Origin of the sequence: Azovibrio sp. (assembly GCF_049658005.1) — a bacterium.
Taxonomy (GTDB): Bacteria; Pseudomonadota; Gammaproteobacteria; order Burkholderiales; family Rhodocyclaceae; genus Azovibrio.
The window spans coordinates 13,728-27,611 of record NZ_JBASOH010000063.1; the positions used below are offsets into that span (position 1 = coordinate 13,728).

General features: G+C 64.4%; 10 protein-coding genes and 1 pseudogene. 5 read left to right on the top strand and 6 right to left on the bottom strand.

Annotation, left to right across the window (positions count from 1 at the left end):
* Nucleotides 1-24: 24 nt before the first annotated feature.
* From WBH99_RS06825 to WBH99_RS06835, 3 genes are read right to left on the bottom strand one after another with little or no spacing between them, the layout of a single operon-like run.
* Nucleotides 25-1,155 (bottom strand): ABC transporter permease, encoded by a 1,131-nt coding sequence (locus tag WBH99_RS06825; protein ID WP_424219358.1) that lies wholly within the window; start codon nt 1,153-1,155, stop codon nt 25-27.
* Nucleotides 1,152-3,923 carry a ribosome-associated ATPase/putative transporter RbbA gene (gene rbbA, locus WBH99_RS06830; protein WP_424219359.1) on the bottom strand — a complete coding sequence of 924 codons (2,772 nt, stop codon included), beginning with the start codon at nt 3,921-3,923 and terminating at the stop codon, nt 1,152-1,154. Before rbbA ends, WBH99_RS06825 begins: the two co-directional genes overlap by 4 nt.
* Entirely contained in the window at nt 3,920-4,987 is a 1,068-nt protein-coding gene (locus tag WBH99_RS06835) for an HlyD family secretion protein (RefSeq protein WP_424219360.1), read from the bottom strand. The genes rbbA and WBH99_RS06835 overlap by 4 nt, the downstream gene beginning before the upstream one ends.
* Nucleotides 4,988-5,178: 191 nt before the next feature.
* Here WBH99_RS06835 and trxB point away from each other — a divergent pair, with 191 nt between their 5' ends.
* Both trxB and WBH99_RS06845 read left to right on the top strand, forming a co-directional pair.
* Nucleotides 5,179-6,156: a thioredoxin-disulfide reductase gene (gene trxB / locus WBH99_RS06840; RefSeq protein ID WP_424219361.1), complete on the top strand. Its 978-nt coding sequence runs from the start codon at nt 5,179-5,181 to the stop codon at nt 6,154-6,156.
* Between the two features lie 4 nt (nt 6,157-6,160).
* Nucleotides 6,161-6,802 (top strand): Smr/MutS family protein, encoded by a 642-nt coding sequence (locus WBH99_RS06845; protein WP_424219362.1) that lies wholly within the window; start codon nt 6,161-6,163, stop codon nt 6,800-6,802.
* Nucleotides 6,803-6,847: 45 nt separating this feature from the next.
* On the opposite strand, the gene WBH99_RS06850 is transcribed toward WBH99_RS06845, so the two are convergent.
* From WBH99_RS06850 to ppa, 3 genes are all read right to left on the bottom strand, one after another.
* The gene (locus WBH99_RS06850; RefSeq protein ID WP_424219364.1) at nt 6,848-7,186 is read right to left on the bottom strand and encodes a P-II family nitrogen regulator; all 339 of its coding nucleotides are present in this window, start codon (nt 7,184-7,186) and stop codon (nt 6,848-6,850) included.
* 18 nt (nt 7,187-7,204) lie between these two features.
* Entirely contained in the window at nt 7,205-8,830 is a 1,626-nt protein-coding gene (locus WBH99_RS06855; RefSeq protein WP_424219366.1) for an NAD+ synthase, read from the bottom strand.
* A 72-nt stretch (nt 8,831-8,902) separates the two neighbouring features.
* The gene (gene ppa, locus WBH99_RS06860) at nt 8,903-9,451 is read right to left on the bottom strand and encodes an inorganic diphosphatase (RefSeq protein WP_424219367.1); all 549 of its coding nucleotides are present in this window, start codon (nt 9,449-9,451) and stop codon (nt 8,903-8,905) included.
* 397 nt (nt 9,452-9,848) lie between these two features.
* On the opposite strand from ppa, the pseudogene mads1 reads away from it, so the two are divergent.
* The 3 genes and pseudogenes from mads1 to WBH99_RS06875 all read left to right on the top strand — a co-directional run.
* Nucleotides 9,849-10,028, top strand: a pseudogene (gene mads1, locus WBH99_RS06865) (methylation-associated defense system helix-turn-helix domain-containing protein MAD1); the annotation flags it as partial.
* 68 nt (nt 10,029-10,096) lie between these two features.
* Nucleotides 10,097-12,865, top strand: a complete 2,769-nt coding sequence (locus WBH99_RS06870; RefSeq protein WP_424219368.1) for a DUF499 domain-containing protein — start codon at nt 10,097-10,099, stop codon at nt 12,863-12,865.
* Nucleotides 12,865-13,884, top strand: coding sequence for a hypothetical protein (locus tag WBH99_RS06875; protein ID WP_424219369.1), 1,020 nt, complete (start codon nt 12,865-12,867; stop codon nt 13,882-13,884). The genes WBH99_RS06870 and WBH99_RS06875 overlap by 1 nt, the downstream gene beginning before the upstream one ends.

Sequence of the window (13,884 nt, forward strand, 5' to 3'; positions counted from 1 at the left end):
CGGGTGGCTGGTGACACGAGGCGTTTACTCGGCGGCGGCCAGGGTCTTGCGAAACCGCGCCAGCGAGAACGTGAACAGGATCGATCCGATCACGGTCAGGCTGATCAGCTGTGGCCAGACCACCTCCAGGCCAGCGCCGCGATAGAGAATGCCGTGGGACAACAGCACGAAGTGGGTGTTGGGCGCTGCCAACATCACGAACTGGACGAGTTCCGGCATGCTTTCGCGCGGGGTGCTGCCACCGGAGAGCATCTGCAGGGGCAGCAGCACCATCAGCAGCAGCATGCCGAACTGCGGCATCGAACGAGCCAGGGTGGCCAGGACAATCCCCAGCGAGGTGGTGGCAAAGAGATGCAGGGCCGCACCGAAAAAGAACAGCGGCAGCGAGCCTTCGATGGGCACGCCCATCAGGCCGCGCACCACGACATTGAGGGAGAAGGCCGAGGCGACGAGCACCACGGCCGCCATCGCCAGCACCTTCGAGGCCATGATCTCGAACGGGGAGACCGGCATCACCAGGAGGTGTTCGAGGGTGCCGTGCTCGCGCTCGCGGATCAGGGCCGCGCCGGTGAGCACGATGGAGAGCATGGTGATGTTGTTGATGATCTGCATCGCCCCGCCGAACCAGGACTTGTTGAGCTCGGGGTTGAAGCGGGCGCGCAGCACCAATTCCACCGGCGGGATCGATACCGCGCGTTCGCGGCGCACGAACTCGTTGATCTGATCCAGGACGATGGCCTGGATGTGGCCGCTGCCGGTGAAAGCCTGGCTCATGCGCGTGGCATCGACGCTGAGCTGGATGGTCGGGGAGCGCCGGGCAAGCACATCGCGCTGAAAGCTGGCCGGGATGTACAGGGCGAAGGTGTCGAGCCCGGCATCCATGCGCGCATCCAGCTCGGAGAGGGCGATCCGCGTCGGCGGCATGAAGTAAGGAGGATAGAGGGCATCGACAATGCGCTCGGAGAGCGGCGAGTGGTCCTCGTCGATGACCGCGATCGGCGCCTTGTGCAGCGTTTCCGGGATGGCCGTGGCGGCGGTGTAGATCGAGAAACTGAAGGCATAGACGATCAGCACCAGCATGATGGGGTCGCGCAGCAGGCTATAGAGTTCCTTGATGCCGAGCTGGGTGATGTTGCGGATGTGTTGCTGTTTCATCGTTGTTGCTTCCTGAGCAGCAGGGCGGTCAGGCCGATCAGGGTGGGAATGCAGATCAGGAGCGGCACGAAAGAGGACTGCAGATCGGCAAATTGCAGCGCCTTGGAGAAGGTGCCGCGCGAGATGATCACGAAGTAGGTGGTCGGAAAGATATTGCCGATCAAGCGTCCCGCGCCTTCGAGCGAGCCGACCGGATCAATCAGGCCGGAGAACTGCACCGCTGGCAGGATGGTGAGGATCGAGGTGCCGAACAGGGCGGCCACCTGGCTGCGCACGAAGGTGGAAATGAGCAGGCCCAGGGCGGTGGAGCAGGTCACATAGAGTAGCGCGCCCAGCGTGAGGGCCGCGAAGCTGCCGGTGACCGGTACGCGGAACAGCACCACGGCCATCAGCACCAGCAATAGAAAACTCACCATGGACAGCACGATATAGGGAATCTGCTTGCCCAGCAGGAATTCGAGCCGGGTGCTCGGCGTCACGTAGAAGTTGATGATCGAGCCCATTTCCTTCTCGCGCACCACCGACAGGGTGGCGAGAATGGCCGGGATGAGCATCAGCAAGAGCGGAATCACCGCCGGCACCATCGCCGGCAGGCTGCGCACGTCGGGGTTGTAGCGAAAGCGCGTCTCCACGGTCGCCAGCGGCGCCCCGCCGGCATCCCCCAGGGCCTCGCGCAGGCGCTGACTCAGCCAGTGCTGGTGGATGCCCTGCACATAGCCGCGCACCGTCTCGGCACGGGTGGGCATGGCGCCGTCAATCCAGGCGGCGATCTGGACCGGCCGGCCGTGCAGCAGATCGCGCCCGAAGCCGGGTGGAATCTCGATGGCCAGGCTGATCTCGCCGGTGCGCATGCGCCGGTCGAGCTCGGCATAGTTGGCGAGCGGCGCTTTCTCGGAAAAATAGCGGGAGCCAGACAGGCTCAGGCTGTAATCGTGGCTGAGGCTGGTCTGGTCGTGGTCGAGCACTGCATAGGCCAGATCCTCCACATCCATCGTGATGCCGTAGCCGAGTACGAGCATCAACAGGAGGCTGCCCAAGACCGCCAGCGTCAGCCGGATCGGGTCGCGCTTGAGCTCCAGCGACTCGCGCAGCGTATAGCTGAACAGCCGCCGCAGGCTGAAGCTGCGGCTGGCCGCGTGGGCGAATGCCGGCGGAGCGGCATCGTCCGCGCTCGCCGGGGGGGCTGGCCGGGCCGGCTCCAGCAAGGTTTCGCGGGTGGCTTCTTGCAGGTAGGCAATGAAGGCGTCTTCGAGCGTGGCGGCGCCGCGCGTCGCGATGATGGCCTGGGGCGTATCGCTTGCCAGCACACGGCCGGCGTGCATCAGCGAGATGCGGTCGCAGCGCTCGGCCTCGTTCATGAAATGGGTGGAAATGAAGATGGTGACGCCATCGCGGCGGGAAAGCTCGATCAGGGCGCGCCAGAAGGCATCGCGCGCCACCGGGTCCACCCCCGAGGTGGGCTCGTCGAGAATCAGCATCTCGGGGCCGTGGATCATCGCCACCGCCAGCGACAGGCGCTGCCGGTCTCCGAGCGGCAGCGCATCGGGCAGCGCATCGAGGATGTCGGTTAGATCAAAGCGTTCGGCCATGGCCTGCACGCGCGGCTCGATGTCGGCTTCCGGCATGCCGAACAGGCGGGCGTGCATGACCAGGTTCTGGCGCACGCTGAGCTCGTTATAAAGGGAAAAGCTCTGTGTCATGAAGCCGACGCGATGGCGGGTGGCGAGGTCGTTGGCATCGAGCGGTTTGCCGAACAGCAGCGCTTTGCCCTCGGTCGGGGGGAGCAGGCCGGTGAGCATCTTCATGGCGGTGGTCTTGCCGCAGCCGTTGGAACCCAGGAAGCCGAAAATCTCGCCGCGCCGGATGCGGAAATTGACCCCATCCACCGCGGTGAAGTCGCCAAAGCGCATGGTGAGATCGCACGCCTCGATGGCGATTTCGGCATCGGCATCGGTGGATGGGGGAATGATCTCCACCGGCCGGTAGCCGGCGCGTTTTTCTTCCGGCAGCAGGGCGATGAAAGCCTGTTCGAGCGTGGTGCTGCCGGTGCTCGCCAGCAATTCGGCGGGGGCGCCGGTGGCGAGCACGCGCCCGGCATCCATCGCCACCAGCCAGTCGAAACGCCCGGCTTCCTCCATGTAGCCGGTGGCCACCAGGACGCTCATGCCCGGTCGATCGGCGCGGATGTCGTCGATCAGGGCCCAGAACTGGCGGCGCGAGAGCGGGTCGACGCCGGTGGTGGGCTCGTCGAGGATCAGTAGTTCGGGGTCGTGGATCAGGGCGCAGCACAATCCGAGCTTTTGTTTCATGCCGCCCGAGAGCTTGCCGGCCGGACGGTCTGCAAACGGCGCGAGCCCGGTGGCGGCCAGTAGCGTGTCAATGCGCCGCTTGCGCTCGGCACGGTCATGGCCAAACAGGCGGCCAAAGAAGTCCACGTTCTCCATCACCGAGAGGGTGGGGTAGAGATTCTTGCCCAGCCCTTGCGGCATGTAGGCGATGCGCGGCGAGGCTTCGGCGCGGAAACGGGCGCTCGCCATGTCGCCACCCAGCACCTCGATCTGCCCCTGTTGCAGAGCCTGCACACCCGAAACCAGGGCGAGCAGGCTGGACTTGCCGACCCCGTCCGGGCCGATCAAGCCGGCCATCAGCCCGGCGGGGATGTCGAGGTTGATGTCCCGCAGTGCCTGCGCCTTGCCGTAGCTGAGCCCGACGCCATGGAGGCACGCAACCGGAGCGACCGGAGCGGCCGGAGCGGCGACGTCGTTCATTTGGGCAGCTTGACTTGCAAGTGCGGCGGCCAGGGCGCGCTGGGGTCGAGCGTGACATAGGCCACCCCGGGCAGGCCGGTCTTGACCTGGGTCAGGTGCTTCACCAGCAGTTCCTCGGGAATCTGCGCCCGCACGCGGAACATCAGCTTCTCGCGCTCGACCTCGGTTTCCACCGTTTTCGGGGTGAACTGCGCCACGTCGGCGACGAAGGAGATGTGCGCCGGAATCACATACTGCGGCAGGGCATCGAGCACCAGCCGGGCCTCGCTGCCCAGGGCGACGCGGCCGACGGCCCGGGTGGGAAGAAAGAAGGTCATGTAGACGTCCTTCAGGTCCACCAGGTTGAGCACCCGTCCACCCGCCCCCACCACTTCGCCGGCACGGGCCACGATCAGCTGCACGCGGCCATCGCGCGGCGCCTTCAGCAGGCTGTCCTCGATGTCGGTGCGGATGCGGTCTGCCTCCGCCTGCGCCGCTTCCACCGCCGACTCGCTGCCCTGGATCTGGTTGCGGGCCGCCGCAATCGCGGCGTCGCTGGCCGCCACCTGCGCCCGGGCGGCGGCGAGTACGGCTGCGGCGCGATCGACCGCTTCGAGGTAGTCGTCGAGTTGTTGCTGCGAGATGAATCCCCGTTTGCGCAGATCGGTGAAACGCTGGGCGCGCCGCTGGGCGGCCGCCAGCTCGGTCTGGCGCTGCACCACCAGGGCCTGTGCGGCGGCCTTTTCGCTCTCGCGCTGGGCAAGCTGGCTGCGTGCCGTGCTCACCGCTTCTTCGGCCTGCCGGATGCGGGCCTCGGCCTGCCGCAGCTGCGCCTCCAGCGAGTCGGTGTCCATGTGCACCAGTTCCTGGCCGGTGTGGACCAGCTCGCCTTCCTCTACCTCGATGGACTTGATCCGCGCCGGCTGGCGGGCCGCGATGTCGATCTCCACCGCCTCGATACGGCCATTGCCGCTGACGATGTGCTCCATCGCCCCATTGCCGTTGTGCTGCAGCCAGAAATACGCCGCCACCGCGACTCCTGCGACAACGATGCCCGACCCAAGCGCCCAACGTTTGATGTTCATGTTTGCTTCCTCATGTTTGCATCCTCATGGTAACAACTTCGCGCCGGGGTGTGTCAAAGCGCAAGCCGGCACAGCACTCGTCCCTCCTCCGGCGCATCAGAGGTGGCAGATGAAAAAACCCCGAAGCCCGGTTCGAGGACTGCCGGCTCAGGGACTATAATTTCCACCCTCCCAGACCAGAGAGAGACAACATGACCCAAGCCACCCGCCACTGCCCCCTGCTCATTCTCGGTTCCGGCCCTGCCGGCTACACCGCCGCCGTCTATGCCGCGCGCGCCAACCTGAAACCGGTGCTGGTCACCGGCCTGGCTCAGGGCGGGCAGTTGATGACCACCACCGAAGTGGACAACTGGCCGGCGGATGCGGATGGCGTTCAAGGTCCCGAACTGATGGCCCGCTTTGAGCGGCATGCCCGTCGTTTCGACACCGAAATCATCTTCGACCACATCCACACGGTCAAACTGCAGCAAAAGCCCTTCACCCTGAGCGGCGACGCCGCGACCTACACCTGCGATGCCCTGATCATCGCCACCGGCGCCTCGGCCATGTACCTGGGGCTGCCCTCCGAAGAGAAGTTTGCCGGCAAGGGCGTCTCCGCCTGTGCCACCTGCGACGGCTTCTTTTACCGCAACAAGCCCGTGGCGGTGGTGGGCGGCGGCAACACCGCCGTGGAAGAGGCCCTGTACCTGGCCAACATCGCCAGCCATGTGACCCTGATCCACCGCCGGGAAAAATTCAAGGCCGAAAAGATCATGGTGGACAAGCTCTCCCGGAAGGTGGAAGAGGGCAAGATCACCCTGCTGCTCGATTCCGTCCTGGAAGAGGTGGTGGGCGACGATACCGGTGTCACCGGCCTCAAGGTGAAAAACATGAAGACCGGCGCGGTACAGGACGTGGCCGTCCCCGGGGTGTTCATCGCCATCGGCCACAAACCCAATACCGGCATCTTTGAAGGCCAGCTGGAAATGGAAAACGGCTACCTCGTGACCCGGGGCGGGCGCCACGGCAATGCCACCCAGACCAGCATCGCAGGCGTCTTCGCCGCCGGCGACGTGCAGGACCCGATCTACAAGCAGGCCATCACCAGCGCCGCCTCCGGTTGCCAGGCGGCCCTTGACGCCGAGCGCTACCTGGACAACCTGGGTGGTGTTGGCCTGGCAACGGACTGACGCCATGGCGCGGCGACGCGCCCTGCATCCTGCCTTCGACGCCCTGGCCGGTCTGGCAAAGGCCCGGGTGCCGCAGCCTCCCAAACCGCCCAGGGAGGCCCCGCTGGCTCCCGGCGACCGGGCCCTGTTCCGGGCTGCCATGGCAGGGGTGCGCCCCTTGCCCCCTACCGGCCGCGCCGAGATCGAGCCCCTCCGCCCCAGACCCCTGCCCCGCCAACGCCATCTGGACGAGGCCGCCGCCTTGGCCGAAGCCCTGCTGGGGCCGCTCAGTTTTGAAGACCGGCTCGACATGGGCATCGAGGACGCCTACCTGCGTCCCGGCCTGCCGCGTCGCCTGCTTTCCGATCTGCGCAAGGGGCGCTGGGTGATCCAGGCGGAACTGGACCTGCACGGTCTGTACCGGGAAGAAGCCCGGGAGGAACTGGCCCACTTCCTGGCCGCTTGCCTGATCCGGGAAGTTCGCTGCGTGCGCATCATCCACGGCAAGGGACTATCCTCCCCCGGCGGCGAATCGGTGCTGAAAGCCCTGTCGCGCCACTGGCTGGCCCGCCGCGATGAAATTCTGGCCTTTTGCCAGGCCAAACCCCACGACGGGGGCGAAGGTGCGCTGCTGGCGCTGCTGAAGGCCCCGAAACACAAGGGCTGACCGGATTCCCAAGCCCGCCCGCCCGGGCTGACGCGGCGGCGGCTATCAGATCGCGGCTTCGCCCGTTTCCCCGGTACGAATGCGCACCACCTGTTCCACGGGCAGCACGAAAATCTTGCCGTCGCCGATCTTGCCGGTACCGGCGGCCTTGATGATGGCCTCGATGGCGGGTTCCACGATCGCCTCGGCCACCACGATCTCCAGTTTGATCTTGGGCAGGAAATCCACCACATATTCGGCGCCCCGGTAGAGCTCCGTGTGGCCCTTCTGGCGACCAAAACCCTTGACTTCGGTCACCGTCAAGCCGGTAACGCCGATTTCGGACAGGGTTTCCCGGACTTCGTCCAACTTGAAGGGCTTGATGATGGCTTCGATTTTTTTCATGCTCGTCTCTCCTGGAAATCAAAATTCGTCCGCATAGCGGTTGGTAATTGGATAGCGCCAGTCCTTGCCGAAGCCACGGGCCGTGATGCGCACCCCGACCGGAGCCTGGCGGCGTTTGTATTCGGCCATGCGCAGCAGGCGCACCACCTTTTTGACCGCGGCTTCGGGCAGACCGGCCGCGATCAGCTCCCGGGGGCTGCGATCCTCTTCCATGTAGCCCTGGACGATGGCATCGAGGATGTCATATTCCGGCAGGGAATCCTGGTCCTTCTGATCGGGCCGCAGCTCGGCCGAGGGAGGCCGCACGATGACGTTTTCGGGAATGGGTGGATCATCCGGGCTGAGGCGGTTGCGGTAGCGGGAGAGACGATACACCAGCGTCTTGTAGACATCCTTGATGACGGCAAAGCCGCCCGCCATGTCGCCATACAGGGTGCAGTAACCCACGGCCATCTCCGACTTGTTGCCGGTGGTCAGCACCAGAGCGCCGGTCTTGTTGGAAAGCGCCATCAGGATCACGCCCCGGGCCCGGGCCTGGATGTTCTCCTCGGTGGTATCAGCCGGCAAGCCGGAAAAATGCGGCGCCAGCATCGCCTCGAATGCCTGCATGGCGGGCTGGATGCCGATCTCGTCGTAGTGGATGCCCAGGGCTTTGACGATGGCGCGGGAATCGTCCAGGCTCATCCGGGCGGTGTAAGGGGAGGGCATCATCACCGCCCGCACCTTGTCCGCCCCCAGGGCATCGACGGCGATACAGACGGTGAGCGCCGAATCGATGCCGCCGGAAAGGCCGATCAGGACGCCGGGAAAGCGGTTCTTGCCGACATAGTCGCGCACCCCCAGCACCAGGGCCTGATAGGCCTCGGCTTCCTCGGGCAGGATCGGGGCTACCAGGCCAGGCTGGATGTCGCCCTCCCGAAAATCGACCAGCATGCTGCCAACCTCGAACTGGGGCAGGCGGGCCATGACCTGGCCGGTCTTGTCGAGCGCGAAGGAGCCGCCATCGAACACCAGCTCGTCCTGGCCCCCCACCAGATTGGTGTAGACGGCGGGAATTCCGTTTTCCACCACCCGCTGGCCGAGAATTTCCGCCCGTTCGGACTGCTTGCCCAGGTGGCAGGGGGAGGCGTTCAGGACCAGCAGCACTTCGGCCCCGGCTTCCCGGGCCCGGCGCGCCGGTTCCGGGTGCCAGACATCCTCACAAATCGTGAGGCCGCAACGCACCCCTTGCACCTCCACCACCAGGGGATCGACACCGGGCACAAAGTAGCGGGCCTCGTCAAAAACCTCGGTGTTGGGCAGGCGCAGCTTGCGGTAGGTGCCGCGCCGCTGGCCCGCGTACAGCACCGTGGCGCTGTTGTGGCAACGGCCCTCCACCACCTCCGGGTGCCCCAGGATCAGGGTGACGCCGGGTTCGAGGCGGACGGCAAGCTGCTCCACGGCCCGGTCGCAGGCACGCAGAAAGTCGGGGCGGAGCAGCAGGTCTTCCGGGGGATAGCCGCACAGGGCCAGCTCCGGCGTCAGGACCAGCCCGGCCCCGGCCAGCCAGGCTGCGTTGGCCGCGGCTGCAATCAGGCCGACATTGGCCTCCAGGTCGCCCAGGATCGGATTGATCTGGGCCATGGCGATTTTGAGTGAGGACATGGGGTGCCACTATACAAAAACAATGCCCGCCTGGGGGCGGGCATCGCGGGTTTTTCCAGCCGCCGGAACCGATCAGAACTTGGGCTTCTGCTTGCTGGCTTCGAAACGTTTCACGGAATTCAGGATTTCCTGCTTGGCAGCGGCCAGATCCTTCCAGCCCTTGACCTTGACCCACTTGCCCTTTTCCAGATCCTTGTAGTGCTCGAAGAAATGCGCGATCTGTTGCAGCAGCAGGGGCTGCAGATCGTCAAGACCCTGCACCTTGTTGTACAAGGGAGTCAGCTTGGAGACGGGCACCGCCATCAGCTTGGCGTCGATACCGGATTCATCTTCCATTTCCAGCATGCCCAGGGGGCGGCAACGCACCACCACGCCGGGCTGCAGGGGATAAGGAGCCACCACCAGCACGTCCACCGGGTCGCCATCTTCGGACAGGGTGTGGGGAATGAAACCGTAATCGCAGGGGTAGTGCATGGGGGTGACCATGAAACGGTCCACCAGAACGCAACCGGAATCCTTGTCCAGCTCGTACTTGATGCCGGGAGTGTTGGCGGGGATTTCGATGACGACGTTGAAATCGTTGGGGATATCCTTGCCGATGGACAGTGCTTCGATGTTCATTGTTATGGTGCTCCGGAGGTGAAGGGGAAAGGCCCGATTATATCTTCTGGGCTGTTTCCCTAAAGGAGTCCGTGACGACATATTTTCTCCCGGTTTTCTCCCGCCCGGCAGCAATGCCCGGCCAGGCAGGCCCAGCGCATGAATGTCAGACGGATCGCGAGGCCGAGCGCAGGAGAGGCCGGAAGGGGTGGCGATGGGGTGGCGATGGGGTGGCGATGGGGTGGCGATGGGGTGGCCAGGCGCAGGGCATCGGCGGCTCCCAGCCTGACCTCTGGCCCGTGCCCCGGCTGCAACACGATGGCACGGCATCATTTTCTCCTTTTGGTCTGGTGCGCACACCTATGGGAGAATCGGCAACTCTTGGCAATTCATGGTTAATGGCGGCAAGGGCGAGACGATGGCGAACGTTGAAGATGAAATCCTGACCCTGGACGAGCTTGCTGCCTACCTGAAGGCAGGCAAGCGCACGGTCTACAGGCTGGCCGCGGCCAAGAAGATCCCGGCGTTCAAGGTGGGTGGGACATGGCGATTTTCGCGTGCAGACATCGACCGCTGGATCAAACAGCAGTCGATGGAAGGGCTTGCCACCGGTGGTGACGGGGATGACACAGCCGATGGCCAATCGAACGATGGGGAGCGTAAGTCATGCTGGGACTGACTCTGCGGGAAGAATTCCGGGGCAAGCGCCTCAAAGGCACAGCCATTGAGCTCTCCAACGACACGAACACCGGCGCGACTCAGATCGCCGCGAAGGAATTTCTCGAGATCACGTATCCGACCCACGACCTGCTGAAGGGGATCGAGGCTGTCGGCCCGAACCAGGGGCGCCCGGTGGTCGTGATTGGCGAGCGGGGCCTCGGTAAGTCGCACTTGATGGCCGCGCTCTACCACGCCGTCAACGATGCGACCTCAACGGGTGCGTGGCTGAATTCGTGGGCCACCACCTTGGGTGATCCGCAGATCGGCAAGATCGGGCTGCGCAGCGGAATGACGGTGATCGGTGAGAGCCTGCACCGGCAGCGCTACAAGTTTCTATGGGACTTGCTGTTCGAGCGCCATCCCCACGGCACCTACATCAAGGGCAAGTGGGAGGGCATGGGCGCGGCCAAGACCGACATCCCGTCCGACAAACTGATTCTCGAGCTGCTGCAGCACACGCCGACGATGCTGCTGCTGGACGAATTCCAGACCTGGTACGACGGCCTGACCAACACCAAGCAGTATCCGTGGAAGAACTGGGCGTTCAATTTCATCCAGATCCTGTCCGAGATCGCCAAGGAGCATCCGGAATTGCTGGTGCTGGTCATCTCGGTTCGCAATGGCGGCAGCGACGCCTACCAGCAAGTGCATCGCGTCAATCCGGTCGCCATCGACTTCATGGCGGGCGGCAATCCCGAGCGAGTACAGCAGGATCGGCGCCGGATGCTGCTGCATCGCTTGTTCACCAACCGCCTGCAGATCACCAAGCTTCAGATCGCTTCGCTCATTGAACCTCACGTCACCGAGAGCCTGCGCTTGATGGAGGTACCTGCCGCCGAGCATGAGCGCAAGCGCAGGGAATTCCTGGTGTCCTGGCCGTTTGCCCCGCATCTGCTGCGCCTGCTTGAAGAACAGGTGCTGATTGCGACCGACGCGCAGGAAACGCGCGACATGATTCGTATCCTGGCCAACCTCTACAAAAGTCGTGGTGAGGCGGCACCGGTGCTCACGGCTGCGGACTTCCGTCTTGATGACGATGCATCGGGCATTGGCGCGCTGCTCGACTCCGTCTCCAACGAGCACCACCGCACGCTGCGCGCGAAGGCCCAGCAGAACATCATTTCGGTCACCGAGGCAGTGTCCGACCACGCCAATCCTGCCCCGCACCTCCAGGAGATCGTGGGCGCGTTGTGGCTGCGATCCATTGCTGTCGGCAACTTGGCCGGTGCCGAACCAGCAACGCTACAGGTCGACATCACGCGCACCAAGGCCATCGACGACAACGCGTTCCAGGTCGAGCTGGCGACCATTGTCGAGAACAGCTTCAATATCCACCAGGACGGCTCCCGGCTGGTCTTCAAGGAAGAAGAGAACCCTCGCGCCAAGCTGATGGCCTGCGCCCGCAACGACAAGCTGTTCGCAGATGGCTCCGATCAGGCGCAGCTGGCCAAACAGGTTCGCTACGTGATCGGCGGCAGCGACGAGGTCGCAAAAAACTTCCGTGTGATCGCGCTGCCGAAATCCTGGCAAACAGACCCGTGGACATCACTCGACGAAGCCGAACGACCCGAGCGCTGGGACGACCGTCTGCCCATCCTGGTGCTGCCGGAAGAGCCGGAAAAAATCGATCAGACGCTCGGCCGCTGGCTCAAGGATCACCTGCAAAAGCGCCGCAACACCATTCGCTTCTTGCTGCCCAGATCTGGTTCCACCCATGCCTTCCTGGATCGCGACCTGCTCATCCTCGCGCGCGCTGAAATGAAGGCGCAGGAATGGAGCGGCCACAAGGCCACAAACCCGGCGGAATATAAAAAACTCCACAAAGAATTCGAAGGCACCCTGCGTGACAACCTGAAGAAGCGCTTTGACCGTTTCGCTGTCCTGCACCGCTACGACCACCAGAACCCGCAGCAATCCCTGTTCAGTGTCGAGCACCTGAAAAAGCAAGGCGCACAAATCCCCGAAGGTATCGAGGAAACGCTGACCAACGATCTCTTCGTGCCTGAAGACTTCGAAGACCTCGTGCTCGAGGCGGCCTCGGAGAATGCGTCCCTTGGCAAGCTGCTGCGCGAACTGCAGGAGCCACGTCCGGCAGGCCAGGACTGCATCCCCTGGCTGGGTGAAACCGCCATGAAGGAGCGCATCCTGCGCCTGTGCGCACGCGGCAAGATCGCCATCAACCTGCGCAATCTGGAGCATCTGCAAACCCACGCAGGCGAAGACGAGGAATCTGCGTGGCGGCGCTTGCGGCCCAAACTCTCCTACACCGGGCGTCAGCTCGATGAAGTTTTCCTCATGGAGCCCTCGGCCGTGCCCGCGACCGGCGGCACCACGCCACCCGCGCCGCAGCCCCCTGTCGGCATAACGGGTGGATTGGGCGGCGACATCTTGGGCGGTGGCACTGCTCCCGGGGTACAAAAACCGCAACCCGGCACTTCACCCACGCCAGCTCCAGCGCCGGGTGGAATTTTCGGTGGCACTGGCAGCACTACCAAACCGCGTATCCCGCTCTCTAACCCGCCAACCTCGCCGCTCAACCTGATCGGCAAGCTCGAAGGCTGGGGCATTGGCCCGGCCACGCCCGTGGCAGAAGTTTCGATCAAGGTGTCTGCTGGCCAAAGCACGCAAATCACGGGCGCGCAGCTCAAGGAACTGCTCAAGAAGCTGCCCGATGGCATGACTTTCGAACTGAGCCTTGAGAAGGAGGACAACTGATGGCGCTCGATGCAGCAATTTTGCAGCGCCTGACTCAAGGCAGCGCGGCTGATGCGTGGCGCTTCATCATCGAGCGCACACTCGACATCGCCTCACGACCCTTGGCCGAGGGCAACGCCCCGGGCGAGGTCGTCAAGCGCGACCGCGAGATCGGCGAGCTCGATCTATTCCTGGCATCCAGTGCCTGGGATCTGTGGCGATGCTTCGGCCAGCCCGAGATCAGCGGGGTGGAGCGCACCTCGGACCGTCTTGCGCGGTGGTGGGCCGAGCCTCGGTTTGGCAACAGCGCTGCCCGCGCCGTGCTGGTGCTGGATGCCCTGAGCCTGCGCGAACTGCCCTGGTTGCTACAGGGGGCCAAAGAGCGCGGTTTCACCCTGCAGGGCGCTACCGCCACCGCCTCCGAATTGCCCGGCGAAACCAACGAATTCGCCCGTGCACTGGGCTGGGCCAGCCGCGGCCAGTTGCAGGCCAACGGCGGCGGTCTGGCGCACAAGCTGCAACCGGCGCAGACCGAAACCATCGATCTGCCGTGGAAGGACTGCGAAGGACTGGTGGCCAGTAGTCCGGGCGCGAAGAACTGGGTGTTCTGGCACCACTGGCCCGACGCCAGGCTGCATGATTACGGCGCAGGCCAGGGTCTCGAACTGCTGACCAAGGATGCCGCGCAGCAGCTGTCCAGCGACGATTTCTGGGCTTTTGTCGAGCGCCTCGCCACTGGGCGGCGCTTGGTCATCACCTCCGATCACGGCTACGCCGCCACCGGCTACTTCCCCGACGCCGATGGCGAGGTTGCCGCCCACCTCAAGCAGACATTTTCCAGTGGCCGTAGCAAGGCGGGGATGGGCGACGCGGGGCCGTTCGTCCCACCGGTGGCATTGCAGATCAACAGCCCGCACGGCGCTTATCTGTTGGCGTTAGGCCGCAGAAAGTGGCGCAGCCAAGGCGGCTATCCAACGCTGACGCACGGCGGCCTCTCGCTGCTGGAGGTGTTGTCGCCGTTTGTTGAGATAAGCAAATGA